The organism is Pseudorhodoferax sp. Leaf274, from assembly GCF_001422445.1.
In the GTDB taxonomy this organism is placed as follows: domain Bacteria; phylum Pseudomonadota; class Gammaproteobacteria; order Burkholderiales; family Burkholderiaceae_C; genus Pseudorhodoferax.
The window spans coordinates 122,595-143,290 of the sequence record NZ_LMNA01000026.1 but is presented as its reverse complement, the minus strand read 5'-3'; the positions used below and the strand labels follow the sequence as shown (position 1 = coordinate 143,290).

The 20,696-nt window shown below is 72.2% G+C and carries 22 protein-coding genes; 8 read left to right on the top strand and 14 right to left on the bottom strand.

All coding sequences use genetic code 11. The annotated features are described in order from the left end of the window. Nucleotides 1-10: 10 nt before the first annotated feature. The 4 genes from ASF44_RS21370 to paoA form a co-directional block, all read right to left on the bottom strand. Entirely contained in the window at nt 11-478 is a 468-nt protein-coding gene (locus tag ASF44_RS21370) for an N-6 DNA methylase (protein ID WP_056901267.1), read from the bottom strand. A 312-nt stretch (nt 479-790) separates the two neighbouring features. Next, complete coding sequence (paoC, locus tag ASF44_RS21365) at nt 791-3,007, bottom strand: aldehyde oxidoreductase molybdenum-binding subunit PaoC (protein WP_056901266.1); 2,217 nt, start codon at nt 3,005-3,007, stop codon at nt 791-793. Beyond that, entirely contained in the window at nt 3,004-3,960 is a 957-nt protein-coding gene (locus ASF44_RS21360) for a xanthine dehydrogenase family protein subunit M (protein ID WP_056901265.1), read from the bottom strand. Before ASF44_RS21360 ends, paoC begins: the two co-directional genes overlap by 4 nt. Next, a complete protein-coding gene (paoA, locus tag ASF44_RS21355; protein ID WP_056901264.1) occupies nt 3,957-4,628 on the bottom strand; it encodes an aldehyde dehydrogenase iron-sulfur subunit PaoA in 672 nt (223 codons plus the stop codon). Before paoA ends, ASF44_RS21360 begins: the two co-directional genes overlap by 4 nt. Nucleotides 4,629-4,837: 209 nt before the next feature. On the opposite strand from paoA, the gene ASF44_RS21350 reads away from it, so the two are divergent. Beyond that, entirely contained in the window at nt 4,838-5,824 is a 987-nt protein-coding gene (locus ASF44_RS21350; protein ID WP_056901263.1) for a DnaJ C-terminal domain-containing protein, read from the top strand. A gap of 2 nt (nt 5,825-5,826) precedes the next feature. Then, nucleotides 5,827-6,147: a chaperone modulator CbpM gene (locus ASF44_RS21345; RefSeq protein WP_056901262.1), complete on the top strand. Its 321-nt coding sequence runs from the start codon at nt 5,827-5,829 to the stop codon at nt 6,145-6,147. A gap of 33 nt (nt 6,148-6,180) precedes the next feature. Here ASF44_RS21345 and ASF44_RS21340 read toward each other — a convergent pair whose 3' ends face one another. The 6 genes from ASF44_RS21340 to ASF44_RS21315 form a co-directional block, all read right to left on the bottom strand. Further along, on the bottom strand, nt 6,181-6,963 hold the full coding sequence (locus ASF44_RS21340; protein WP_056901261.1) for a GntR family transcriptional regulator: 783 nt from the start codon (nt 6,961-6,963) through the stop codon (nt 6,181-6,183). 26 nt (nt 6,964-6,989) lie between these two features. Continuing rightward, nucleotides 6,990-7,847: an oxaloacetate decarboxylase gene (locus ASF44_RS21335; RefSeq protein ID WP_056901260.1), complete on the bottom strand. Its 858-nt coding sequence runs from the start codon at nt 7,845-7,847 to the stop codon at nt 6,990-6,992. After that, complete coding sequence (locus ASF44_RS21330) at nt 7,844-8,371, bottom strand: 3-isopropylmalate dehydratase (protein ID WP_056901259.1); 528 nt, start codon at nt 8,369-8,371, stop codon at nt 7,844-7,846. Before ASF44_RS21330 ends, ASF44_RS21335 begins: the two co-directional genes overlap by 4 nt. Continuing rightward, entirely contained in the window at nt 8,368-9,648 is a 1,281-nt protein-coding gene (locus ASF44_RS21325; RefSeq protein WP_056901258.1) for a 3-isopropylmalate dehydratase large subunit, read from the bottom strand. The genes ASF44_RS21330 and ASF44_RS21325 overlap by 4 nt, the downstream gene beginning before the upstream one ends. Continuing rightward, entirely contained in the window at nt 9,645-10,616 is a 972-nt protein-coding gene (locus ASF44_RS21320; RefSeq protein ID WP_082524950.1) for a tripartite tricarboxylate transporter substrate binding protein, read from the bottom strand. Before ASF44_RS21320 ends, ASF44_RS21325 begins: the two co-directional genes overlap by 4 nt. A 110-nt stretch (nt 10,617-10,726) precedes the next feature. Beyond that, the gene (locus ASF44_RS21315) at nt 10,727-11,194 is read right to left on the bottom strand and encodes a CopD family protein (protein ID WP_056901257.1); all 468 of its coding nucleotides are present in this window, start codon (nt 11,192-11,194) and stop codon (nt 10,727-10,729) included. Between the two features lie 115 nt (nt 11,195-11,309). On the opposite strand from ASF44_RS21315, the gene ASF44_RS21310 reads away from it, so the two are divergent. From ASF44_RS21310 to ASF44_RS21300, 3 genes are read left to right on the top strand one after another with little or no spacing between them, the layout of a single operon-like run. Then, on the top strand, nt 11,310-12,389 hold the full coding sequence (locus ASF44_RS21310) for a S1C family serine protease (protein WP_056901256.1): 1,080 nt from the start codon (nt 11,310-11,312) through the stop codon (nt 12,387-12,389). Between the two features lie 2 nt (nt 12,390-12,391). Next, nucleotides 12,392-13,381, top strand: coding sequence for a tripartite tricarboxylate transporter substrate binding protein (locus ASF44_RS21305; RefSeq protein WP_235579297.1), 990 nt, complete (start codon nt 12,392-12,394; stop codon nt 13,379-13,381). 28 nt (nt 13,382-13,409) lie between these two features. Further along, nucleotides 13,410-14,267 carry an alpha/beta hydrolase gene (locus ASF44_RS21300; RefSeq protein ID WP_056901254.1) on the top strand — a complete coding sequence of 286 codons (858 nt, stop codon included), beginning with the start codon at nt 13,410-13,412 and terminating at the stop codon, nt 14,265-14,267. 6 nt (nt 14,268-14,273) lie between these two features. On the opposite strand, the gene ASF44_RS21295 is transcribed toward ASF44_RS21300, so the two are convergent. Both ASF44_RS21295 and mprF read right to left on the bottom strand, forming a co-directional pair. Further along, nucleotides 14,274-15,611 (bottom strand): virulence factor family protein, encoded by a 1,338-nt coding sequence (locus tag ASF44_RS21295; protein ID WP_056901253.1) that lies wholly within the window; start codon nt 15,609-15,611, stop codon nt 14,274-14,276. Then, entirely contained in the window at nt 15,608-18,250 is a 2,643-nt protein-coding gene (gene mprF / locus ASF44_RS21290; protein ID WP_082524949.1) for a bifunctional lysylphosphatidylglycerol flippase/synthetase MprF, read from the bottom strand. Before mprF ends, ASF44_RS21295 begins: the two co-directional genes overlap by 4 nt. Nucleotides 18,251-18,372: 122 nt before the next feature. Here mprF and ASF44_RS21285 point away from each other — a divergent pair, with 122 nt between their 5' ends. The 3 genes from ASF44_RS21285 (at nt 18,373) to ASF44_RS21275 (ending at nt 19,923) form a co-directional block, all read left to right on the top strand. Beyond that, nucleotides 18,373-18,579 carry a DUF3820 family protein gene (locus ASF44_RS21285; RefSeq protein ID WP_056662692.1) on the top strand — a complete coding sequence of 69 codons (207 nt, stop codon included), beginning with the start codon at nt 18,373-18,375 and terminating at the stop codon, nt 18,577-18,579. 121 nt (nt 18,580-18,700) lie between these two features. Next, entirely contained in the window at nt 18,701-18,994 is a 294-nt protein-coding gene (locus tag ASF44_RS21280; RefSeq protein WP_056901252.1) for a hypothetical protein, read from the top strand. Next, on the top strand, nt 18,991-19,923 hold the full coding sequence (locus tag ASF44_RS21275; RefSeq protein WP_056901251.1) for a glutaminase: 933 nt from the start codon (nt 18,991-18,993) through the stop codon (nt 19,921-19,923). The genes ASF44_RS21280 and ASF44_RS21275 overlap by 4 nt, the downstream gene beginning before the upstream one ends. Before the next feature lie 20 nt (nt 19,924-19,943). Here the strand turns inward: ASF44_RS21275 and ASF44_RS21270 are convergent, their stop codons facing one another. Both ASF44_RS21270 and ASF44_RS21265 read right to left on the bottom strand, forming a co-directional pair. After that, complete coding sequence (locus ASF44_RS21270) at nt 19,944-20,360, bottom strand: putative toxin-antitoxin system toxin component, PIN family (protein WP_056901250.1); 417 nt, start codon at nt 20,358-20,360, stop codon at nt 19,944-19,946. A 10-nt stretch (nt 20,361-20,370) separates the two neighbouring features. After that, the gene (locus tag ASF44_RS21265; RefSeq protein WP_056901249.1) at nt 20,371-20,616 is read right to left on the bottom strand and encodes a hypothetical protein; all 246 of its coding nucleotides are present in this window, start codon (nt 20,614-20,616) and stop codon (nt 20,371-20,373) included. Nucleotides 20,617-20,696 lie beyond the last annotated feature (80 nt).

The window sequence follows — 20,696 nt, the reverse complement described above, 5'->3', positions numbered from 1 at the left end:
GGCCTCTTTTCTACGCTGGAAACAAGGTGCAGGCGTCCCGGCTGGTGCTCTTGGGCGAGCGCACGATGTGCAGCAGGTCAGCGTCGTCACCCTGTTTGGCCGGCGGCATACCGAAAGCCTCGAAGCGCTGCCAGAGGGCGTCGAGCAGGTCGACGCCCGTACCCTGCGCCGCGTCAGCCACCTTGAGCAGCAGCGAGCCCGAGCCGCAGGCCGGGTCGTGCACGGTCGTGTCGGGCGTGGTCGTCGCGGTACCGATACCCCGCACCTGGGCGATCACGCGCCTGACCTCGGCCGGCGTGTAGAACTGTCCTTTGCTCTTGCCACTTTCGGTGGCGAAGTGCTGCATCGGGTACTTGGACGCATCGCCGAGGATGTCGTCACCGTTGAAACGGGTCTTCGAGAAATCCAGCGCCTTGCTCTGGAAGATGGCCCCCAGGTCGGTGAGCGATGAATAGCGTTCGGATTTCTTGTGGGCCATCGGTCAGCTTGCAAATCGAGGGGCGAGGATACCTTCAGCCACCTTGACCGCGTGCGGATCGGGCCGGTACCTCACCTGCACGATATGGTGAGCGCGCCCTCCATCACCTGGCGCTCCTCGATCGCAGTGCACCGCCGGGACTTGCTGAAAGACGGCAGGAGTCGACGACCTCCCATGGTGACGTCGATCCCCTCTTCAGACCTGGGCGGCGCACCTCACTGGTCGTGGGGTGGCTCGACTGCCGCCACAGCCTGCCCACGGGGCATCAGGGCCAGCATGAGCCACCCACGATGTCCCCTCGTGCGTGAGAGCTCAAGTGGCCAGCGGCATTCCCTTGAGCAGCTTGTCCAGCGTGATCGGGTAATCGCGCACGCGCACGCCGGTGGCGTTGTAGATGGCGTTGGCCACCGCCGCGCCGACGCCGCAGATGCCGAGTTCCCCCACGCCCTTGGCCTTGAGCGGCGTGGACATCGGGTCGGTCTCGTCCAGGAACACCACCTCCTGGTGCGGGATGTCGGCATGCACCGGCACCTCGTAGCCGGCCAGGTCGTGGTTGACGAAGAACCCGCGCCGCTTGTCCACGGCCAGGTCTTCCATCAGCGCGGCGCCCACGCCCATGGTCATCGCGCCGATCACCTGGCTGCGGGCGGTCTTGGGGTTCAGGATGCGGCCGGCCGCGCAGACGGCCAGCATGCGGCGCACGCGGATCTCGCAGGTGGCCATGTCCACGCCCACTTCGACGAAGTGCGCGCCGAAGGTCGATTGCTGGGCCTTCTCCGACAGCGCCTTGTCGTACTCGATCTTGTCCTCGGCCACCAGCTCGCGGTCGGCCACGGCCTGCTTGATCGGCAGGCTGCGCCCGCCGACGACCACCTGGCCGTCGACGAACTGCGCCTGTTCGGCGTCCACGCCCAGCCGCTCGGCCACCTGCTTGCGCAGCGCCATGCATGCTGCATAGACGCCGGCCGTGGAGTTGGCTGCGCCCCACTGGCCGCCCGAGCCGCAGGACACGGGCAGCAGCGAATCGCCCAGCCGCACGGTGACGCGCTCCAGCGGCAGGCCCATGGTCTCGGCCGCGGTCTGCGCCAGGATGGTGTAGCTGCCGGTGCCGATGTCGGTCATGTCGGTGTCCACCGTCAGCTGGCCCTGGGTGTCCAGCCGCACGCGCGCGGCCGAGGTCTGCAGCATGTTGTTGCGGAACGCCGCCGCCACGCCCAGGCCGACCAGCCAGCGGCCGTCGCGCTGCTGGCCGGGCCGCGCCTGGCGCGCGTTCCAGCCGAAGCGCTCGGCGCCCTGGCGCAGGCATTGCGCCAGCTGGCGCTGCGTGAACGGGCGCGCGGGCTTCTCCGGGTCGACCTGCGTGTCGTTGAGGATGCGGAAGGCGATCGGGTCCATGCCCAGCCGCTCGGCCATCTCGTCCATGGCCACCTCCAGCGCCATCATGCCCGGCGCCTCGCCGGGCGCGCGCATGGCGTTGCCCTCGGGCAGGTCGAGCACCGCGAGCTTCATCGCCGTCATGCGGTTGGCGCCGGCGTACAGCAGCCGTGTCTGGTTCACCGCCGTTTCGGGCCCGCCGCCGGGCAGGTCGCCCGACCAGCTCTCGTGCGCGACCGCGGTCAGGCGGCCGTCCTTGCCCGCGCCCAGGCGGATGCGCTGGATGGTGGCGGGGCGGTGCGTGGTGTTGTTGGCGATCAGCGGGCGCTGCAGCGCCACCTTCACCGGCCGCTTGGCAGCGCGGGCGCCCAGGGCGGCCAGCACGGCGTCGGCCCGCACGAACAGCTTGCCGCCGAAGCCGCCGCCGATGAACGGCGAGATCAGGCGCACCTTGTCCTTGGGCATGCCCAGCGTGCGCGCGAGGTCGCCCACGCCCCAGTCGATCATCTGGTTGGCGGTCCACACGGTGAGCGCGCCGTCGTCGTTCCAGACCGCCAGCGTGGCATGCGGCTCCATCATCGCGTGCGACTGGTCCGGCGTGGTGTAGGTGCAGTCCAGCTGCACCGCGGCCGCGGCGTAGGCGCCGTCGAAGTCGCCGACGCTGGTCTCGGTGGGGCCGGTGTTCTCGTTGGGCTTGGGCGTCTTGGCGCTGTCCTTGACGAGCGACAGGTCGTAGGCGCCGCGGACGCTTTCGTAGCGCACCTGCACCAGTTCGGCCGCGGCGCGCGCCTGCTCGAAGGTCTGCGCCACCACCAGCGCGATGGCCTGGTGGTAGTGGTCGACCTGCGGGCCACCGAGCAGCTTGGCGGTGTTCATCTTGCCCTTGCCCAGCTTGCCGGCGTTGCGCGCGGTGACGACCGACAGCACGCCCGGCGCGGCCTGGGCCGCGCGGGTGTCCATCGATGCGATGCGCCCCTTGGCGATGCCGGCGCCCACGACCACGCCGTAGGCGATGTCGCCGGGCACCTCGTGGTGCTCGTAGGCGTAGGGTGCGGTGCCGGTGGTCTTGTACGGCCCGTCGATGCGGTTCAGCGGGCGGCCGACGACCTTGAGCTGGTCGATCGGGTTGGTGGTGGCGGGGGCTTCGAATTTCATGTGGTCTTCCCGGTTTCCATCAGCACATCGGAGAGCGTGCGTGCCACCAGTTGCGGCTTGAAGGCGTTGTGCTCGGTGGTGCGCGCGCCGGCCAGCAGCTGCGCCGTGAACGCGGCGGCGCCATTGGGCAGCGCCGCTTCGGCCGCCTCCATGCGCCAGGGCTTGTGCGCCACGCCGCCCAGCGCCACGCGCCCGCGGCCGTCTCGCTGCACGATGGCGGCCACGGAGACCAGCGCGAAGGCGTAGGAGGCGCGGTCGCGCACCTTGCGGTACTCGTGCCTGCCGCCCACCGGCGCGGGCAGCGTCACCGCGGTGATCAGCTCGCCGGGTTCGAGCGCCGTCTCGCGCTGCGGCGTGTTGCCGGGCAGCCGGTGGAAGTCGGCGATCGGGATGGTGCGCGTGGCGCCGCTGGGCTGCACGGTCTCCACCGTCGCGTCCAGCACCCGCATGGCCACGGCCATGTCGCTCGGGTGCGTGGCGATGCAGGCCGTGCTGGTGCCGACGATGGCGTGCTGGCGGTTGATGCCGTCCATGGCCGCGCAGCCGCTGCCCGGCTTGCGCTTGTTGCAGGCCTGTGCGGTGTCGTAGAAGTAGGGGCAGCGCGTGCGCTGCAGCAGGTTGCCCGCCGTGGTGGCCTTGTTGCGCAGCTGGCCCGAGGCGCCCGCCAGCAGCGCGCGGGACAGCACGGCGTAGTCCTTGCGCACGCGGGCGTCGGCCGCCAGATCGGTGTTGCGCACCAGCGCGCCGATGCGCAGGCCGCCGCCGGATGCCGGCTCGATGCGGTCCAGCGCCAGGCCGTTCACGTCGATCAGGTGCGGCGGCGTCTCGATCTGCAGCTTCATGAGGTCGACGAGGTTGGTGCCCCCGGCGATGAAGCGTGCGCCCGGCGTGCGGGCCGCGGCCGCTGCGGCTTCGGCGGGGCTGCGGGCGCGTTCGAAGGTGAAGGCCTTCATGACCGGGCTCCGGCCACTTCCGTGATCGCCTCGACGATGTTGGAGTACGCCCCGCAGCGGCAGATGTTGCCGCTCATGCGCTCGCGCAGTTCCTGGGCCGACAGCAAAGGCTTGGCGTTCAGGTCGGCGCTCACGTGGCTCGGAATGCCGGCGCGCACCTCGTCGATCACGGCCACGGCCGAGCAGATCTGCCCTGGCGTGCAGTAACCGCACTGGTAGCCGTCGTGCTTGACGAAGGCTGCCTGCATCGGGTGCAACTGCTTGGGTGTGCCCAGGCCCTCGATGGTGGTCACGCTGCCGCCTTCGTGCAGCAGCGCCAGCGACAGGCAGGCGTTGATGCGTCGCCCGTCGGCGATGACGGTGCAGGCGCCGCACTGGCCGTGGTCGCAGCCCTTCTTGCTGCCGGTCAGGTGCAGGTTCTCGCGCAGCAGGTCGAGCAGCGTGGTGCGGGTGTCCAGTTCCACGGTGTGGGGCTGGCCGTTCACTGTCAGCGTGAGGCGGTGCAGGGGCATGGCACCGGCAGCCGGCCGGGCCGCGGCCGGTGTCGCCGGCCCAGCGGCGTGGGCGCCGCCCGCGGCCACGCCGGCCGCGCTGGCCAAAAGCAGGTTGCGCCGCGTGAGCGCGAGGTCGCAGTCTGCGCCGGGGGCGCAGGTGTCGGATGGTTGCATCGTGGGGCTCCTGCCGCGCGCCGACATGGCACGCGGGATGTTGTGCCGTGAGCGTCGCGCAAGGATGCGCCGGGCACAGCCGGCCGACACGGCGCGCTGGCGTAGGCAGCGGCCGACGGCGAGAGGGCGTGCGCGCCCTGGCAAGGCCCCTTGCAATCGTGCGCGGGCGACCCCATGCTTGTGTCCGATCACCCCTCGATGGGAGCACCATGGACTTCAAGGACTACTACAGTGCATTGGGCGTGGCCAGGACGGCTTCGGACGACGAGGTCCGCAAGTCCTACCGCAAGCTCGCCCGCAAGTACCACCCCGACGTCAGCAAGGAGGCCGACGCCGAGCAGCGCATGCGCGAGGTCAACGAGGCCTACGACGTGCTGCGCGACAAGGACAAGCGCGCCGCCTACGACGCGCTGGCCGAACGCGTGGCCAGCGGCCAGGCGGGCCCGCACGCCGGCGCCGGCGGGCAGGGCTTCACGCCGCCGCCGGGCTGGGACCAGGGCTTCGACTTCCAGCGCAGCGGCGGCGGCCCCGCCGACGACGCGGACTTCAGCGACTTCTTCTCCTCGCTGTTCGGCGCCGCCCAGCGCCGCCAGGCCGGCCAGCGGCAGGCGCGCATGCGGGGCGAGGACCAGCACGCCGCCATCGAGATCGACGTGGCCACCGCCTTCCGTGGCGGCGAGCGCACCCTGCAGCTGCGTGCGCTGGAGATGGACGCGCAGGGCGAGCCGCAGTTCGTGCAGCGCACGCTGCAGGTGCGCATCCCCGCGGGCGTGCGGCCCGGCCAGTACATCCGGCTCGCGGGCCAGGGCCTGCCGGGCCACGGCGGCGAGCCGGCCGGCGACCTGTTCCTGGAGGTGCGCATCGCGCCTGACGCACGCTACCGCGTGGAAGGCAACGACCTGACCATGCGCCTGCCCGTGACGCCGAGCGAAGCGGCGCTCGGCGCCCAGGTGCGGGTGCCGCTGCCGGCCGGCGGCGAGGTGGAGGTCAGCGTGCCGCCCAACTCGCGCGGCGGACGCAGGCTGCGCCTGAAGGAGCGCGGCTTCGCGGCCAAGCCACCCGGCCACCTCTACCTGGAGCTGGAGATCGCGCTGCCACCGGCCGATTCCGCCGCCGCCCGCGCCGCCTACGAAGCCCTGGCCCAGGCCGGCACGGGCTTCGACCCGCGTGCCCACCTCGCCACCGCAGGAGCCTGAACATGCCCATCCGTCAAACCACGGTGTCCATCGTGCAGTGCGTGCCGGTGGACGACGACCATCCACTGCGCGCCGACGAGCTCGCGCGCGCCGTCGGTGACCGCCTGGAGTGGGTGCTGGAGCTGGTGGAGGCCGGCGTGATCGCGCCGACCGCACCCGAGGCGCCGCGCGCGCAATGGTCGTTCCCGAGCGAGGCGCTGCACGGCGCGCTGCAGGCGCGGCGCCTGCAGCGCGACTTCGACGTGGGCGTGGACGCCGCCGCGCTCATCATCGACCTGCAACGCGAGGTGCGGCGCCTGCGCGGCCTGCTGGGCAGCCGCTGACCGCGCCGGGCGCCCGGCGCGCCACGGCCACGCTCACCCCGCCGCCTCGGGCGGCCGGTCGTTCTCGATCCAGACCTTGGTCGCGCCGCCCACGCGCGAGAGCTGCATGTGGTACTCGTAGCGCGTGGGGTGGTACAGCCCGGTCAGGAACTGCACCGGCCGGCCGGCCGTGTCGAAGGCCACGCGCGCCACGCGCAGCAGCGGCGTGCCGGGCGGCACGCGCAGGGCCTGCGCCACGTGCAGGTCGGCCAGGGCGGCGCCCAGCGTCTGCTCGGCCGATTCCACCTGCACGCCATGCTGCTCCAGCGCCACCAGCATCGGCACGTCCTGCAGCGTGGGCTTGTCCACCGCGTCGGCCAGGTCGGGCGGCAGGAACACCTCGGTGTAGGCGATGGGCTGGCCCTTGAACTTGCGCACGCGCACGACCTTGAGCACGCGGCTGCCCGGCGGCACGCGCAGCGCCTCGGCCGCGTGCGAGGGCGCGGGCAGCAGGCGCCGCTCCAGCACCGCCACGCGCGTGCGCAGGCCCATGTTGACGATGTTGTCCAGCAGGCCGCCGCGCAGCCGCAGGTGCCCGGGCGGCTCGGCCTGCGTGGCCGGCAGCGTGCCCTTGCCGCGCAGGCGCACGACCAGGCCCTCCTCCTCCAGCCGGGCCAGCGCGGAACGGATGGTCACCCGCGCCACGCCGAACTCCTCGGCCAGCTGGCGCTCGCCGGGCAGCGGCAGCCCGCGCTCGTAGACGCCGGTCTTGAGGCGTTCGCGCAGCACCAGCCGCACCTGGTGGAAGCGCGGCAGGGGTGCGTCGGGGGCGGTCATGGGGCCACTGTACGCGGCCCGGCGGCTCACCCGTACCGCTTGCCCTGCGCCAGCATCTCGGGCGTGCCGATGAGCTCGTTCAACTGGTCGAACTGCAGCATCTGCGGCCACCAGGGTTCGGTCGTGCCGTGCGTGCGCAGGCTGGCCAGGTAGCCCTGCAACGCGAAGCTCAGCGCACGCACCGTGCCACCCGGGAAGATGGCGATGCGGTAGCCCAGGGCCTGCAGCTCGGCCGCGGGCAGGATGGGCGTCTTGCCGCCTTCCACCATGTTGGCCAGCATGGGCGCGCGCGGCGCCAGGCGCTCGAGGGCCGTGGCCATGTCGGCCGGTGTGCGCAGGGCTTCGACGAACAGCACGTCGGCGCCGGCGTCGGCATAGCGGTCCGCACGGTCGAGGGCGGCGTCCAGGCCCTCGACGGCCACCGCGTCGGTGCGGGCCACGACCAGCGTGTCGGCGCTGCGGCGCGCGTCCACGGCCGCGCGGATCTTGCCGGCCATCTCGGCCGCGGGGACCAGCGTCTTGCCGTCCAGGTGGCCGCAGCGCTTGGGGCTGGTCTGGTCTTCGAGCTGGATGGCGCTGGCGCCGGCGCGTTCGAGCAGGCGCACCGTGCGCTGCACGTTCAGCGCGTTGCCGAAGCCGGTGTCGGCATCGACGACGAGGTGCAGGTCCACGCGCTCGCGGATGCTGCCCGCCACGTGCGCCACGTCGTCCAGCGACAGCAGGCCGATGTCGGGCCGGCCGAAGCGCGTGTAGGCGATGCTGGCGCCCGACAGGTAGGCGGCATCGAAGCCGGCCTGCTGCACCAGCAGCGCGGAGAAGGCGTCGTAGACGCCGGGGGCGGTGACGATGTCCGGCGACTGCAGCCGGTTCTTGAGCGAGGTCATGCGGTGGGTGTGGCGGCGCGCTGGGCAGCCAGGCGTTGGGCGAGATGGGGCACCAGGCCGCCGGCGCGGACCATGGCGATGAGGTGGGCGGGCGGCGCCACGCAGGCCAGCGGGCGGCCGCTGCGGTGGTCGTGCACGGTGGCGTTGTCCAGGTCGCAGGCCACGGGCGACCCGGCCGCGACCGTGGGGGCCTCGGCGCAGACCAGCAGCGGCAGGCCCAGGTTGAAGGCGTTGCGGTAGAAGATGCCCGAGAACGACTGCGCGACCACGCAGGCGATGCCCAGGTGGCGCAGCACCTCGGCCGCCTGCTCGCGCGAGGAGCCCGCGCCGAAGTTGCGGCCCGCGAACAGGATGTCGCCGGCGCGCGCTTCGGCGGCGAAGCGCGGCTCCACCGATTCCAGGCAGTGCTGCGCGATCCCGGCGATCGGCAGCTTCATGTAGCGGCCCGGTGCCAGCAGGTCGGTGTTGAGGTCGTCGCCGAACAGCCAGGCCTGGCCGGTGGCGGGAAGCAGGTCGTGGCTCACTGCAGCATCTCCCGCGGATCGGCCACGCGGCCGGCGACGGCCGAGGCGGCCACGGTCCAGGGCGAACCCAGGTAGATCTGCGCCTGGGCCGAGCCCATGCGGCCCTTGAAGTTGCGCGCCGTGGTGCTGATGGCCACGGTGTCGTCGCCGAAGGTGTGCTCGCCGTAGCCGGCGCAGGCGCCGCAGCCCGTGGGCAGCAACTTGGCGCCGGCGTCCGTCAACGCGGCCAGGGTGCCTTCGGCCTGGGCCTGGTGCTGGTCCTGCAGGCTGGCCGGTGCCACCAGCAGCCGCACGCCGCGCGCGACCTGGCGGCCGCGCAGCACCTGGGCGGCCATGCGCAGGTCCTCCAGCTTGGCGCCGGTGCAGGCACCCACGTAGGCGAGGTTGATCGCGGTGCCGGCCAGCGCATCCACGTCGTGCCCGCGTGCCGGGCTGTGCGGCTCGGCCACCTGGGGCGGCAGCGCGGCGGCATCGAAGCGGTGTTCGGCCAGCAGGGGGGCGCCGGGGTCGGTGTGCCAGGGGGCGGTGTCCACCTCCAAGGCGCCGGCCTGCGCCAGCCAGGCCCGCGTGGTCTCGTCGGGCGCCACCAGGCCGGCCTGGCCGCCCAGTTCGGCCGTCATGTTGGCCAGCGTCATGCGCTCCTGCATGGGCAGGGCCTGCACCGCGCTGCCCGCGTACTCGACGGCCTGGTACTGGCCGCCCTCCATGCCGAAGCGCCGGCACAGGTACAGCATCATGTCCTTGGCCGAGACGCCGTGCGCGAGCCGCCCGTCCCACACCATGCGGATGGTGTGCGGCACCTGCAGCCAGATCTCGCCGGTCACGAGCACGCCCAGCATGTCGGTCGCGCCGACGCCGAACATGTAGGCGCCGAAGGCCCCGCCCGTGGGCGAGTGGCTGTCGCCACCCACCGCGAACATGCCGGGGCGCAGGTAGCCCTTCTGCGGCACGACCACGTGGCAGATGCCCTCCATGTCGTGGAAGCGGGCCACGCCGGCCTCGCGCACCCAGTCGCGCGCGATCTGCACGATGGCGCGGCTGTCGGCGTCGTGCGCGGGCACGTAGTGGTCGGTCACCACCACCACCTTGGCGGGGTCCCACACCCTGGCGCCGAGCTCGTCCAGCTTGGGCTTGACGCGGCGCGGCCCGCCCGAGTCGTGCATCATGGCCAGGTCGACCTTGCAGGTCACGGTCTCGCCCGGCGTCACGTGCGGCAGGCCGGCGGCGCGGGCCACCAGCTTTTGCGCCAGCGTCTGCGGTGTGCTGGCGGCGTTCATTCGACGGTCGCGCCCGAGGCCTTGATGATTTGGGCCCAGTCCTGCACGTCCTGCGCCACGAACTTCGCGAACGCCTCGGGCGTCATGTCGACGGCGCTGGCGGCCTCGGTGTGCATGCGCTCCTGGTAGGCAGGCGACTCCACGGCCTTCTTGACCGCGGCATAGAGCTTGTCGGTCACGTCCTTGGGCATCTTCGCCGGGCCGAACAGGCCGAACCAGGCCTGCGACTCGAAGCCCTTGACCGTCTGCGCCAGCGGCGGCACGCCCGGGAACTGCGGCAGCGCCGCCTTGCTGCTGACGCCCAGCAACTGGATGCTGCCGGTCTTCTGGTGCGGCAGCACGTTGACGGTGCTCGCGAACATCAGGTCCACCGTGCCAGCCAGCACGTCGGCCAGTGCCGGGCCCGTGCCCTTGTACGGCACGTTCACGATGTCCGTGCCGGTGGCCATCTTGAACTGCTCGCTGGCCAGGTGCAGCGAGGAGCCCTGGGCGCCGATCGCGAAGTTCAGCTTGCCAGGGTTCTTCTTGGCGTAGGCGATCAGCCCGGCGGTGTCGTTGAAGGGCAGGCCCTTGCGCGCGACCAGCACGCTCGGCACCTTGGCCACCATGGTGATCGGCGTGAAGTCCTTGACCGGGTCGAAGCCCAGGTTCTTGTACAGCGTGGCGTTGATGGTGTGCCCCGTGAAGCTCATCAGCAAGGTGTTGCCGTCCGGCGGCGCCTTGGCGACGAAGCTGGCCGCGATGTTGCCGCCGGCGCCGGCGCGGTTCTCGACCACCACCGGCTGCCCCAGCGTGTCGCCCACCATGCGGCCGATCACGCGGGCCAGCGTGTCGGTGGTGCCGCCGGCCGGGCTGCCGACGACGATGGTGATGGGGCGGCCCTGGGCCGTGGCGGTGAGCGGGGCCGTGGCCGTGGCGGCCAGCAGCAGCGCGGCCAGGGTGCCGCGGCGGGTGAGCAGGGATCGCATCTTGTCTCCGGGTGTGGGGGAATGCGCGCATGCTAGGCATGCCCGGCCCGGGATTCAATGGAACCTGCTGGTCCTGTCGTGCGGACCAGTGGTCGACTTGGCGCCGCGGCTCAGGCGGCCCGGCCGACCAGCGCCACCGCGAACACGAGCGTGCCCAGCGCCAGGTTCAGCGCGACCAGCTGGCGCACCGTGCCCAGTTGCGCGCCGGCCTGCGGCCACTGCTTGTCGGCCACGGCACGGCGCATGCGCGGGAACACGCGGCCGCGGATGAAGCCGTAGACCACCGTCATCACCAGCGCCAGCGTGAACATGGCGTGGATGCGCCAGTGCGCGCCGCGGAAGCCGCCGACGGCCATGAACATGGCCAGGCCGCTGATCCACAGCGCGGCCAGCGCGATGTCCACGCCGCGCAGGAAGCGGCCCAGCGCCTGCGCCATGAACGGCAGGCGCAACGGCGGCTCCAGCACGGCCGCGGCGGCCGGCCGCACGGCCAGGTGCATGGTGGCCATGCCGCCCACCCAGAAGGCGGCGGCGGCCACGTGCACGAAGAGGAGGAGGGCGTAGGTCGTGGGGTTCATGGGGCGATGATCGCGCATGCGTCGGCGGCGCCCCTGGCGACGGCCGGTTCGCGCACGGGGGGCAGGGCCATCGGGGCCATTACCATCCCCGGCTGTCGTTCGCCCGAGGGTCTCCATGGCGCTGTTCCGCCGTCTTTCCGCTCTGTTCCTGTGCGTGGCGCTGGCCGCGCCCGTCCTCGCCCGCACCGAGGCGGCGCCGCGCCCCGTCACGCCGCGCGGCGCGCTCGGCGCGGACGAGCAGAACCACATCGCCGTGTTCAAGGCGGCATCGCCCTCGGTGGTCAACATCACCTCGCTCGGCCTGGAGCGCGAGCTGTTCTCGCGCAACGTGCAGCAGGTGCCGCAGGGCACGGGCACGGGCTTCGTCTGGGACGTGCAGGGCCACATCGTCACCAACTTCCATGTGATCCAGGGCGCCAGCGGCGCGCGCGTGACGCTGGCCGACCAGAGCCACTACGCGGCCAGGCTGGTCGGCGTGTTCCCCGACCGTGACCTGGCCGTGCTCAAGATCGACGCCCCGGCCGGCCTGCTGCGCCCGCTGCCGATCGGCACCAGCGCCGACCTGCAGGTCGGCCAGGCGGTCTATGCCATCGGCAACCCCTTCGGCCTGGACCAGACGCTGACCACGGGCATCGTCAGCGCCCTGAACCGCGAGATCGAATCGGTCACGCGGCGCACCATCCGCGGCGCGATCCAGACCGACGCCGCCATCAACCCCGGCAATTCGGGTGGCCCGCTGCTCGATTCGGCGGGCCGGCTGATCGGCGTCAACACCGCCATCTACAGCCCCTCGGGCGCCAGCGCCGGCATCGGCTTCTCGATCCCGGTGGACGAGGTCAACCGCATCGTGCCGCGGCTGGTGCGCGACGGCCGCTTCGTGCGGCCCGCGCTGGGCGTGGCCTATGCCGCGCAGCCCTTCAACCGCGCGCTGGGCCTGCCGCGCGGCGTGCCCATCCTGCGCGTGCAGCCGGGCAGCCCGGCGGCGCAGGCGGGTCTGCGCGCCTTCACGCGCGGCGAACGCGGCATCAACGCGGGCGACGTGATCACCGCCATCGACGGCGAGGCCGTGGCCAGCCCCGACGACGTGCTGAACCTGCTGGAACGGCACCAGGCCGGCGACCGCGTCGAACTCACGCTGTGGCGCGGCGGCAGCACGCGCACGGAGCGCGTGACGCTGGCCGCATCCGAGGAATGAACATGCACACCCCTTCCGCCCCCAGGACCTGGATGCGCCGGGCGGCACTGGCGCTGTGCGCGGCGCTGGCCACGGCCGCCGTGGCACAGGACTGGCCGCAGCGCCCGGTGCGCATCGTCGTGCCGTTCGCGGCGGGCTCCTCGCCCGACATCCTGGCGCGCATCGTCAACGACAGGCTGGGCCCGCTGCTGGGCCAGCCGCTGGTCGTGGACAACAAGCCCGGCGCCGGCGGCAACACCGGCACCGACCTGGTGGCCAAGGCGGCGCCGGACGGCCAAACCTTCCTGCTCTCGGTCAACGCGCCGCTGGTCTACAACACCGTGCTGTTCAAGCGCCTGCCCTACGACCCGTTCACCGACCTGGTGCCGGTGTCGCTGGCCGCGACCACGCCCAACGTCTGCGTGGCCACGCCGGGCATGGGCGTGGCCTCGGTCAAGGACTGGCTGGCCGCGCTGCGGCGCAACCCGGGGCAGTACAACTTCGCGTCCACCGGCAACGGCTCCATCGCCCACCTGGGCGTGGAACTCGTCAAGCTGCGCACACAGTCGTTCGCGGTGCACATCCCCTATGCGTCCTCGGCCCAGGCCGCCACGGCCATGCTGCAGGGCGATGTGCACTTCGCCTGCCTGCCGCCGGTGTCCGTGATGCCGCAGGTGCAGGCCGGCAAGCTGGTGGCGCTGGCCGTGACCTCGGCCGAGCGCTCGGCGCTGCTGCCCGAGCTGCCCACGCTGCGCGAAGCCGGCCTGCCCGACATCCAGGCCGTGCCCTGGTTCGCCTACATGGCGCCCAAGGGCACGCCGGCGGCCATCGTGCAGCGCATGGGCCAGGCGATTGCCGAGGTGCTCAAGGAGCCGGAGACCCGGCGCCGGCTGGCCTCCGCCTACTTCGACCCCGTGGGCAGCACACCGCAGGAGCTGGCCGATTTCATGCTGAAGGAGCTGCGGCTGTGGCGCCCCGTGATCGAGCGCGCCGGCCTCAAGCCGAGCGACTGACCTGGACCGACAACTCAGAGGAGACGACATGCAGGAAACCACCATCACCGTGACCACGCGCGACGGTATCGCGCTGCAGACCTGGCGCTGGGCGCCCGAGGGCACGCCGCGCGCGGCCGTGCAGCTGCAGCACGGCCTGGGCGAGCATGCCGGCCGCTACCGCCGCTTCGGCGAGGCGCTGGCCGGCGCGGGCTATGTGGTCTACGCGCCGGACGGGCGCGGCTCCGGGCGCAGCGCGGCCGGCGCCTACGGCCGCTGGGGGCGCGACGGCTGGCCCGGCTGGGTCGACGATGTCTGGCAACTCAACCAGCACATCCGCGCCGGGCACCCGGGCCTGGCGCTGGGCCTGATCGGGCACAGCATGGGCTCGTTCGCCACGCAGCAGTTCCTGCTCGACCACTCTGCCGACGTGCAGGCCGCGGTTTTGCTGGGCACGAGCGAGCCGGCCGGCATCGCGGCCATGCTGAGCGCCGAGGCGCCGATGGACCTGAGCTCGCTGAACCAGGGGTTCGAACACCGCACGGGCTACGAGTGGCTGAGCCGCGACGACGCCGAGGTGGACAAGTACTGCGCCGACCCGGCCTGCGGCTTCCTGCCCGAGCCGTTCCAGGGCATGGCCACGCTGGCGCGCGCGGCCGATCCGGCGGAGCTGGCACGCGTGCGCAAGGACCTGCCCATCCTGCTGCTCTCGGGCGACGCCGACCCCATCGCCGGGCCCGGCGGTGCGGCCGTGCAACTGGTCGGCCAGCGCTACCGGGACGCCGGGGTGCGCGACGTGGAGGTGGTGCTCTACCCCCAGGCGCGGCACGAGCTGCTCAACGAGACCTGCCGCGACGAGGTGACGGCACGCCTGCTGGCGTTTCTGGACGGCAAGCTTGCGCGGTGAGGCTGTTCAGGGCCCGGCCGCGCGCAGGATGCGGTCGGCCAGGCCCGCGTAGTCGCCATCGAAATGGTGGTTGCCCTTGATCGTGACCACCTGGGCCTGCGCCGGCCCGAGCTGCGGGCACAGCGAGCGCTTCTCCTCGCTGCCGTGCACGCACAGCGTGTGCGCGGCCTGCAGTTTCTGCGCCTCGGGCAGCACCGGCTTGTCGCCGCTGGGCCCCAGCCAGTTGCTGACGTGGAACTCGAACGAGGCCTTCTCGGCCGGCGCCAGCAGCACCGACAGGCGCACCGCGGCGCGCGTGCGTTCGGGCAGGCGGTTCAGCGCGAAGGGCAGCACGTCGGCGCCCTGCGAGAAGCCGATCAGGATCACCTCGCTGCGCTGCCAGCGCGCGGCGTAGTAGCGCACCAGCCTGTCGAGGTCCGCCGCCAGGCCCTCGGGCGTGCGCCGGCTCCAGAAGTAGCGCAGCGAATCGAAGCCGGCCACCGGCACGCCCTGGCGCGCCAGGGCGGCCGCGATGTCCTTGTCGATGCCGGCCCAGCCGCCGTCGCCCGACAGCAGCACGGCGAAACGCTTGCCGGCCTGCTGCGTGGGCACTTCCACCACGGGCAGGTCGGCCAGCTGGGCGGGAGCGGCCTCCAGCGCCGGCCGCTGCGCGGCGATCGCGGCCGCGGCGGCGTCGAAGCTCGCGAGCTGGCGCGCCTGCGGCACCTGGGCGACGAAGGCCTGGGCCGCGGCGGCGTCGCAGGCGGCCGCGGGTGCCGGGGCCGGGGCGGCCATCCAGGGGATGCCGATGGCCACGGGCGCCATGTCCACGGCCGGTCCGGCACCGGCCACACGCCAGCTGAGCTTGTTGACCGCGCACAGTGGCGGCTGCACGACGAGCCGCGGGCAGAAGCCGGCTGTCAGCAGCGCGCCGAACGAGCCGGCCGGCGCCTGCGCGACCATGCCGTAGGCATAGGCCGCATAGTCGCCCGCGCCGACCACCGTGCTTTCGAAGTAGGCCGGCAGCTTGAGCATGGCCTGGATGTGGCGCGCGAGGTTCTCGAAGTCACCGCCCGCGTAGCCGCACTTCTCCTTCTGCGCACGCACCTTGGCCTGGTAGGCGGCCATGGAGACCTCGGCCACCATCGCGCCACCGGCCAGCAGCCGGCTGCGCATGGCCTGTTCCTGGGGCGACGCTGCAGCGCCCTCGACCAGCAGCAAGGCGAACTGGCGCACCGGCCCGCTGGGCGAGTGCACCTGCACGCGCTCGAACTGGCCGTGCGTGATGCTCTGCACCGGCGGCGGGTTCTGTGCGCTGGCTGCGCCGGCGGCGAGCAGCAGCGCGAGGGATAGCGCGGATTTCATTTGGACACGACCCCCTTCACACCACCGCCGATCAGCGTGGCGACATCGGCCAGCACCAGCACCGGCTCCAGCCCGCCCGGCGCGGCCAGGTAGCGCGCCTCCCACACGGGTTCGAACTTGTCCTTGAAGCTGTGCAGGCCGCGGAAGTTGTAGAAGCGCTCGCCGTGCTCGAACAGCAGCCGGCCGATGCGTTGCCAGCGCGGCGCGCGCCGGCGTTCGGCCATGCCGGCCATGGGCGCCATGCCCAGGCCGAAGCGCTGGTAGCCCTCGGCCTGCAGGTGCAGCATGGTCTTGGCGAACAGGTAGTCCATGGTGCCGGGGGGGGCGTCGGGCAGGTAGCGCATGAGGTCGATGCTGGCCTCCTCCTTCTGGCCCGTGACCAGCAGGTTGGCGAAGGCGATGACGGCCCCCTCGCGCCGCACCACGGCCACGGGCAGGCGGCGCAGGTAGGCGTCGTCGAAGCGGCCGACGGAGAAGTTCTTCTCGCGCGCGCTCTGCTTGCGCATCCAGGCATCGGAGACGGCGCGCAGCGCGGGCAGCAGCGGTGCCACGCCCTCCGGCGGCACCACCTCGAACACCAGGCCCTCGCGCTCGCCGCGGTTCACGCCCGAGCGCAGGTTGGCGCGCTTGGCGCCCTTGAGGTTGAACTCGGGCAGCGGCACGTGCGCGTACTCGCCGAGCTTGAAGGCCTGCAGCCCGCAGTCCAGGAACAGCGGCAGCATGGACGGGCGCACCTGGTAGAAGGCCGGCCGCCCGCCATGCGCGTTGGCATGCTCGATGAAGCGCCAGACCAGGTCGGCCCATTCCTTGCGCTCGCCGACCGGGCCGAACAGCGCCACCCACGAGCGGCCCTGCTTGCCGTACATGAGGAAGCTCTTGCCCGAGGGCGAGAACATCAGGTTCTTGTCGCCCACCAGCGCGAAGCAGCCGGCCGCGCTGGGGCTGGCGCGCACGATGGCGGCGGCGCGCTCGATCTCCTCCAGGCTGGGCGGCGCCACCGCGCCGGCCGGCGGTCGCATGAGCTGCCACAGCCCGACGGCCAGCGCGAACAGCGCCACGCCCAGCAGGGCGCGCAGCGAGCGCGGCGCCTGCGCATCGAGCTCGAACTGCCACCACAGGCGGTTGCTGTAGGCCACCTCCTGGTAGGCGAAGAACAGGATCCAGACGCAGGCCGCTAGCACGCCGCCCACGGCCAGCAGCCAGCCCGGCTCCAGCCGCTGCGCGAACAGCGAGGACGGCCGGTCGAACTGGCGGCGCGACAGCACCAGAAGCACCGCCAGCGCCGACAGCAGCGCCGCCTCGCCCCAGGCGATGCCCTTGGGCAGCGCCAGCAAGCCGGCCACGATGGACAGTGCCAGCGCCGCCCACCAGGAGGCATCGAGCCGGTGCAGCAGGCCGCGCGCGACCAGCAGCAGGCCCAGGCCCGCCACGCTGCCGAGGAAGTGCGCGGCCTCCACCACCGGCAGCGGCACGTTCAGCGACTCCAGCAGCAGCTGGCTGTCTTCGGTGAACGGCGTCACGCCCGAAACCAGCAGCCACAGGCCGGCCACCAGGGTCAGCGCCGCCAGCAGCCGGGGGCTCAGGCGCGCGGCCGCGCGCACGGCGGGCGCTGCCGCGCGGCCCACCTGCGCGCCCACGCCGGTGCGCAGCTCGAAGCCGGCCAGCAGCGCCGTGGCCAGCACCAGCGGCAGCACGTAGTACAGCGCGCGGTACAGCAGCAGCGCGCCCAGCATGGTCTCGGTCGGCAAATAGGGGCCGCTGGCCAGCAGCATCACGGCCTCGAACACGCCGATGCCGCCCGGCACATGGCTCAGCAGGCTGGCGCTGATGGCGATCGCGTAGAACGCCAGGAAGGTCGGCAGCGGCAGGTCCGAGGTGGGCAGCAGCACCCACAGCGCCAGCGCCGAGGCGCCAAGTTCCACGGCGGAGATCGCCAGCTGGCGCAGCGCCAGCGGCAAGGGCGGCAGCCGCAGCGTCCAGCGGCCGGCGATCTGCAGCACGCGCTGGCGTGCGCACAGCCACAGCAGCACGGCCACGCCGGCCAGCAGCGCCACGGCGGCCAGGCGCAGCACCAAGGCCGGCAGGTGCAGCAGCCGCGCCACGTCGGGCGCGCCCCACAGGAGTGCGAGCGCGCCGAACACCGACATGCCGAGCAGGAAGGCGCTGGCGTTGAAGGCCACCACCTGGGCGATCTTGGCCGGTTCCACGCCGGCCGCCGCGAACAGGCGCATGCGCACGGCGCCGCCGGTCAGCGTGCCGAGGCCGATGGTGTTGCCCAGCGCATAGGCCACGAAAGAGGTCAGCAGCAGCATGCCCCGCGCGACCTTCGCCTGCGCATAGGCCAGCGCCGAGGCGTCGTAGCCCGACAGCGCGAGGTAGCTGGCGGCCGTGAGGGCCAGCCCCGCCAGCACCTGCAGCGCAGGCGTGCCGTGCACGGCGTTCATGATCTCGGCGTAGCGCACCTCGCGCAGCAGGCCGTGCAGCGCAAAGCCCACCAGCAGCATCAGCACCGCCGCCGTGGCCCCGATGACCCAGGGCTGCCAGCGCTGCAGCGCATCGCGCAGCCAGGGGGCCGGTGGCTTGAGCCCGGCCTGCTGGGCAGGGTCGGGCAATGGCGCGGTGTGGGCGGTGTTCGACATGGATGTTCGAAAACTATAGCCACGCGGGCCCGGGGCCACGCGGCGCCGAAGGCCTCATCTTCTGTGTGTCTTTGTGTCGCGTCCCTGTAAGGTGCGTGCATTCCTCCCTGCACACCCACCGCATGAACCCCGAAGACCTGCAGCGCCTGACCACGCTGGCCATGCCCTACGGCCGCTACAAGGGCACCGTGATCGCCGACCTGCCCGGCAACTACCTGGCCTGGTTCGCGCGCGAGGGCTTTCCGAAGGGCGAGCTGGGCCGCCTGCTGGCCCTGATGCTGGAGATCGACCACAACGGCCTGGGCCATCTGCTCAAGCCCTTGCGATGACACCTCGCCCGCCTCAGATATTTTTCCAGGCCTTGCCGCGACGCGGGCTTGCGCTTGCTAGCATCGACCCAACCTACACCAGCCGCGTCCACCCCCCGCGCAAGCGACGGAGACTGTCCCCATGCCATTGCCTGCACTCAGATCCCTGGCCCTGTCGGTCCAGGAGTACCGCAGCGGCGAGTACCGCTGGGTCATCCTGGAGCGGTTCGCGGACGATGAGCCCTTCGAAGTCCTGCTGGCCGCCGAGGAAAGCTGCGCCACCTACGGCGATGCGCTGGCGAACGGCACGGCCGTGCTGAGCGCGCTGGCCGACGACAACATGGCCATCGGCCCCCGCGTGAACGAGGAAGAGCAGCCCGTGTTCGTGCAGACCGACCGCCCCGGCCTGTACGAGCTGCGCGACGACGACAAGTGAGCGCCTGCGCCGCGTTCCAGCCCGTGCTGGACGGGATCGTTGCGGAGCTGGCCGATCTCCGCGGCGCCGAAGGCCAGGTTGCCAGCTACATCCCGGCGCTGGCCCGCGTCGACGCCCGGCACTTCGGCATGGCGCTGGTCGCGGCCGATGGCCAGGAGGCCGTGGCTGGCGACGGTGCCTTGCCTTTCTCGATCCAGAGCATCTCCAAGGTCTTCACGCTCACGCTGGCCATGCAGCACCTGGGCGAAGCGCTGTGGGAGCGCATCGGCCGCGAGCCCTCGGGCACGGCCTTCAACTCGCTGGTGCAGCTGGAGTTCGAGCAGGGCCGGCCGCGCAACCCCTTCATCAATGCCGGCGCCATCGCCGTGGCCGACCGGCTCGTGACCTTGTTCGGCAGCCGCGCCAAGGCCGAGCTGCTGGCGCTGATGGCGGCGCTGGCGGGCGAGCCCGTGGCCTTCGACGAGGAGGTGGCGGCCTCCGAGGCCGCCACCGGTTTCCGCAACCTCGCGCTGGCCAATTTCATGAAGAGCTTCGGCAAGCTCGACAACCCGGTCGAGCAGGTCCTGGACCTGTACTTCCATCAGTGCGCGTTGCGCATGGGCTGCCTGCAGCTGGCGCGCGCGGCCGCCTACCTGAGCCGCGACGGCCACCACCCGCGCTGGAACGGTGGCGCCGTCTGCACCGAGCGGCAGACGCGCCGCATCAACGCGCTCATGCTGACCTGCGGCACCTACGACGCGGCCGGCGAATTCGCCTACCGCATCGGCCTGCCCTGCAAGAGCGGCGTGGGCGGCGGCATCGTGGCCGTGGTGCCGGACCGGCTCACGCTGGTGGTCTGGTCGCCTGCGCTGGACGCCACGGGCAATTCGGCGCTGGGCCGCCAGGCGCTGGAGATGTTCGTGGCGCGGACCGGGCTGTCGGTGTTCTGACCGGCGCCGCGGCGCCGGCCTCACGCAGCGCCGATCAACTGCAGCGTCTGGGCGACGCCGATGAGCCTGACACCTTGGTACCCGGCGACCGACAGCAAAGCCTTGTCGCCGGTGACGAGTCCGTCGGCTTTGGCGGCCAGCGCGGTGGCGATGACCACGTCGTCATCCGGATCGGGCGCGATGCGCGGTATCGGCGAAGGCCGCACTGGCGTTGCCAGCGCTGCATAGCGGTCCACGATCTGGTCGATGGTCAAGGCGGACGCGGCGATCTTGCGGTCGAATTTGCTGCGTCCCAGGATGTCGGTGAGCTCGGCCAGGAGCGCCGTGCTGGTGAAGATCTGCACGCGCTTCTCACGCGCGGCCTGCAGGACCATGCGTGGTGCGCCGCCCCACAGGATCGCGGACGCGACCACATTGGTGTCCAGGACCAGCCGCACGGCTGGCCCCTCAGTGCGCCTTGTTCGCGCGCCGCTCCGCCCGCATGGCGGCGATCTCCCGCGTCAGCTCCTCGGCGGACATCGCGGCCGGTTCATCGACGTCGGTCATGCGGTCCATCGCCGAGAAGAGTTCCTCCACCTGCTGGTCTGCCAGCTGGTCTCGCAACCACTTCTCCAACCGTGCCGGCGACAGAAGGCCGGCGCGCTGCGCTTCCTGCGCGAGTTGATCGGGCAAGGTGATCTGCACGGTGGTCATGGCGGTCCTTTCTTTTGCGCGCGCCATTCCGATGCGCTCGGCGCGTCCGGTCACCATTGTGAGCCCGCTCGGCGCCGTCG

Excerpts from the sequence above, each read along its gene's own strand:
- ASF44_RS21370 (WP_056901267.1), bottom strand. The coding sequence starts at position 478 with ATGGCCCACAAGAAATCCGAACGCTATTCATCGCTCACCGACCTGGGG.
- paoC (WP_056901266.1), bottom strand. The coding sequence starts at position 3,007 with ATGAAATTCGAAGCCCCCGCCACCACCAACCCGATCGACCAGCTCAAG.
- ASF44_RS21360 (WP_056901265.1), bottom strand. The coding sequence starts at position 3,960 with ATGAAGGCCTTCACCTTCGAACGCGCCCGCAGCCCCGCCGAAGCCGCA.
- paoA (WP_056901264.1), bottom strand. The coding sequence starts at position 4,628 with ATGCAACCATCCGACACCTGCGCCCCCGGCGCAGACTGCGACCTCGCG.
- ASF44_RS21350 (WP_056901263.1), top strand. The coding sequence starts at position 4,838 with ATGGACTTCAAGGACTACTACAGTGCATTGGGCGTGGCCAGGACGGCT.
- ASF44_RS21345 (WP_056901262.1), top strand. The coding sequence starts at position 5,827 with ATGCCCATCCGTCAAACCACGGTGTCCATCGTGCAGTGCGTGCCGGTG.
- ASF44_RS21340 (WP_056901261.1), bottom strand. The coding sequence starts at position 6,963 with ATGACCGCCCCCGACGCACCCCTGCCGCGCTTCCACCAGGTGCGGCTG.
- ASF44_RS21335 (WP_056901260.1), bottom strand. The coding sequence starts at position 7,847 with ATGACCTCGCTCAAGAACCGGCTGCAGTCGCCGGACATCGTCACCGCC.
- ASF44_RS21325 (WP_056901258.1), bottom strand. The coding sequence starts at position 9,648 with ATGAACGCCGCCAGCACACCGCAGACGCTGGCGCAAAAGCTGGTGGCC.
- ASF44_RS21320 (WP_082524950.1), bottom strand. The coding sequence starts at position 10,616 with ATGCGATCCCTGCTCACCCGCCGCGGCACCCTGGCCGCGCTGCTGCTG.
- ASF44_RS21315 (WP_056901257.1), bottom strand. The coding sequence starts at position 11,194 with ATGAACCCCACGACCTACGCCCTCCTCCTCTTCGTGCACGTGGCCGCC.
- ASF44_RS21310 (WP_056901256.1), top strand. The coding sequence starts at position 11,310 with ATGGCGCTGTTCCGCCGTCTTTCCGCTCTGTTCCTGTGCGTGGCGCTG.
- ASF44_RS21305 (WP_235579297.1), top strand. The coding sequence starts at position 12,392 with ATGCACACCCCTTCCGCCCCCAGGACCTGGATGCGCCGGGCGGCACTG.
- ASF44_RS21300 (WP_056901254.1), top strand. The coding sequence starts at position 13,410 with ATGCAGGAAACCACCATCACCGTGACCACGCGCGACGGTATCGCGCTG.
- ASF44_RS21295 (WP_056901253.1), bottom strand. The coding sequence starts at position 15,611 with ATGAAATCCGCGCTATCCCTCGCGCTGCTGCTCGCCGCCGGCGCAGCC.
- mprF (WP_082524949.1), bottom strand. The coding sequence starts at position 18,250 with ATGTCGAACACCGCCCACACCGCGCCATTGCCCGACCCTGCCCAGCAG.
- ASF44_RS21285 (WP_056662692.1), top strand. The coding sequence starts at position 18,373 with ATGAACCCCGAAGACCTGCAGCGCCTGACCACGCTGGCCATGCCCTAC.
- ASF44_RS21280 (WP_056901252.1), top strand. The coding sequence starts at position 18,701 with ATGCCATTGCCTGCACTCAGATCCCTGGCCCTGTCGGTCCAGGAGTAC.
- ASF44_RS21265 (WP_056901249.1), bottom strand. The coding sequence starts at position 20,616 with ATGACCACCGTGCAGATCACCTTGCCCGATCAACTCGCGCAGGAAGCG.